Here is a 2,575-nt window from a genome sequence, read left to right as displayed (position 1 = left end):
GACCAACAGTCGTAACAATAGCAGTCACGGCCATCAGGGCCAGAATAACCACTACGAAAAATCGACTGACGGGATTATCTTTTTTTTTCCTTCGCTCAAAGGCCATAAGGCTTTAACTAATAACCACTTCCCGCAGGACATGAATATTTTCAAGAGCCTTGCCGGAGCCAAGGACCACAGAGGAGAGCGGATCGTCAGCAATAATAATAGGAAGGCCCGTATCCTTATTCAGACGCTTATCCAGATTCTTCAACAAAGCCCCGCCTCCGGTCAGAATAATCCCCCGATCAACGATATCGGCGGACAATTCCGGCGGAGTCATCTCAAGGGCCATCCTAACGGCCTCAATGATAGCATCGACTTGCTCGGAGATAGCGGACCGGATTTCATCAGAATCAATAACCAAGGTCTTCGGCACCCCGGAGATCAGATCACGTCCTTTGATCTGCATTGATTGATAGGGCTTCTCCGGCATAATATCGGCAAGAGTGGTCTTGATCACCTCAGCGGTATGCTCACCAATAGCCAGATTATGATTACGCTTGATGTGATGAAGAATAGCCTCATCCATCTTGTCGCCAGCGACCCGTACCGAGTTGGCATAAACAATTCCCGCCAGAGAGATCACCGCAACTTCAGTGGTCCCGCCGCCAATATCAACGATCATATTGGCACAAGGCTCTGTGATCGGCATCCCGGCACCAATAGCCGCAGCCATCGGCTCCTCAATCAGATACACCTCTCGGGCGCCAGCGGATTCAGCAGATTCTTTCACCGCCCGCTTTTCCACCTGCGTAATCCCTGACGGCACACTGATAATAATCCTGGGATGAACAAACGACCGCCTTTTATGGACCTTGCTGATAAAATAGCGAAGCATGGCCTCGGTCACTTCAAAATCGGCGATAACACCATCCTTAATCGGTCGAATCGCCTTGATATTTCCTGGTGTTCTCCCGAGCATCATCTTGGCCTCTTTCCCTACAGCCAACACCTTACTAGAACGCATATCCTGACGAACAGCCACCACGGAAGGCTCACGCAAAACGATCCCCTTTCCTTTGACGTACACCAGAGTGTTGGCCGTGCCAAGATCAATGGCAAGGTCATTAGACATCCAGCCAAACAATTTATCAAACGGCGAAAACATCGCAAACCCCTTCACTTGTGTTATTAAAATGTGAGAATCCCCCACGAGGGGTAAACAATTACACTAACGAAGCAAATAAATCAACTGATACAAAGGGTCCCACGCCGGGTTCTTACCCATCAAAGATAAAAAAAACTTGCGGACCCAAAAATGGCATGGTAAAAGAGCTAAAATTTTTATGGGGCTATAGCTCAGCTGGGAGAGCGCTTGCATGGCATGCAAGAGGTCAGCGGTTCGATCCCGCTTAGCTCCACCAAATCACCGCTTAACGGTGCTTTAGACCGTCCGACAAACCCGCTGGCCATAAGGCTGTGCGGGTTTTTTATTTTATCCTGCGGAGTACAAAGTAATACTTCATATAAAAGACATACTTCCTGGAACGGCCCTACAACTCCCTCAAACACAAGGAATCTTCCCATGAAAATTGACTTGACCAAAGACGAGTACAAACTCCTGCTTGATATGCTTGCTACTGCTGATTGGGTAATAAACGCCCACAAATCGGAGCCTGACGAAAAAACTGAGCCCTACGATCAACTGCAGCAGAAAATCTTTGCCTTGGCCAAGGAGTATGGACTCGACAACTTGATCCATTATGACCCGGAAATAGGAGAGTACTCCCCAACCCTTGAGTTTGAAGAGAACGCCAATGACCAGGTCTTCATAGATGAGTACGATGAAGATACCTTCTGGGATCTGTTAGCAATACGCATGGCACAACGTGACTTGGTTGATCAAGTTGGCGAAGATGCCTTTGATGAGATGGAGCCGACAAAACGGCTGGCTGAAGTCGATACGATCGCAGAAAAATATTTTGATGAGTTCACAGAAAACGGGATCACCAATTTACGTATCAACCCCATCGTAGTTCATTAATGAGGATTTTTCCTATGAAAAAAATCTCTGCGAGTTTATCGTGGTTGACGATTCTTAGCCTGATTGCTGGCCTAGCTGCCGGTTGCTCACAAGAGCAACAAAACCGCCTGGGAAGAGCAGTTCAAAACTGGACCGGGACCAATGGGATCTTAGAGATTTACGCTGGAGAGAAACTTGTCCGACGCTTTCTTTCGATTGATAAAATTACCACCGCAACATCAACATCCGGTTCAGAATCAAGGGCGTATCGTTTCGGGTATGGCGTCTTTGATGAGAATTTAAATGGAGTGGCCGACCCTGGTGAAAAAAAGGTCTATTTTGAATTCAGTGATTTTTCAACCCCATATGTCTTTTACGAAAGTCCTCGATGATGGCTTAGCAGGTAAGTGAGCCTGGGAGGTCATCCTTGTTGATTCGTAACTATCCAGTTCAATCCGCAAAATAAGCAGATGCCGGGAACTGTAACTATCCAGCAGCGCTACAGATGCGCGAAATAAGCCTGCGAACTATAGCCCGTCTATGTGAGCAGGCTTATGACAAAGCAGATGT

The 2,575-nt window shown here is 47.4% G+C and carries 3 protein-coding genes and 1 tRNA gene; 3 read left to right on the top strand and 1 reads right to left on the bottom strand.

The features are described 5' to 3' along the window. Nucleotides 1–112 precede the first annotated feature (112 nt). Nucleotides 113–1,150, bottom strand: a complete 1,038-nt coding sequence (locus tag FP815_03930) for a rod shape-determining protein (GenBank protein MBA3014086.1) — start codon at nt 1,148–1,150, stop codon at nt 113–115. A gap of 180 nt (nt 1,151–1,330) precedes the next feature. Here FP815_03930 and FP815_03925 point away from each other — a divergent pair. From FP815_03925 to FP815_03915, 3 genes are all read left to right on the top strand, one after another. Beyond that, a tRNA-Ala gene (locus FP815_03925) sits at nt 1,331–1,406 on the top strand. A gap of 161 nt (nt 1,407–1,567) precedes the next feature. After that, entirely contained in the window at nt 1,568–2,026 is a 459-nt protein-coding gene (locus FP815_03920) for a hypothetical protein (GenBank protein MBA3014085.1), read from the top strand. A 14-nt stretch (nt 2,027–2,040) separates the two neighbouring features. Beyond that, the gene (locus FP815_03915) at nt 2,041–2,397 is read left to right on the top strand and encodes a hypothetical protein (protein MBA3014084.1); all 357 of its coding nucleotides are present in this window, start codon (nt 2,041–2,043) and stop codon (nt 2,395–2,397) included. Nucleotides 2,398–2,575: the final 178 nt, after the last annotated feature.

It is taken from the genome of Desulfobulbaceae bacterium, from assembly GCA_013792005.1.
Taxonomy (GTDB): Bacteria; Desulfobacterota; Desulfobulbia; order Desulfobulbales; family VMSU01; genus VMSU01.
This window is presented reverse-complemented; position numbering and strand designations above follow the sequence as displayed.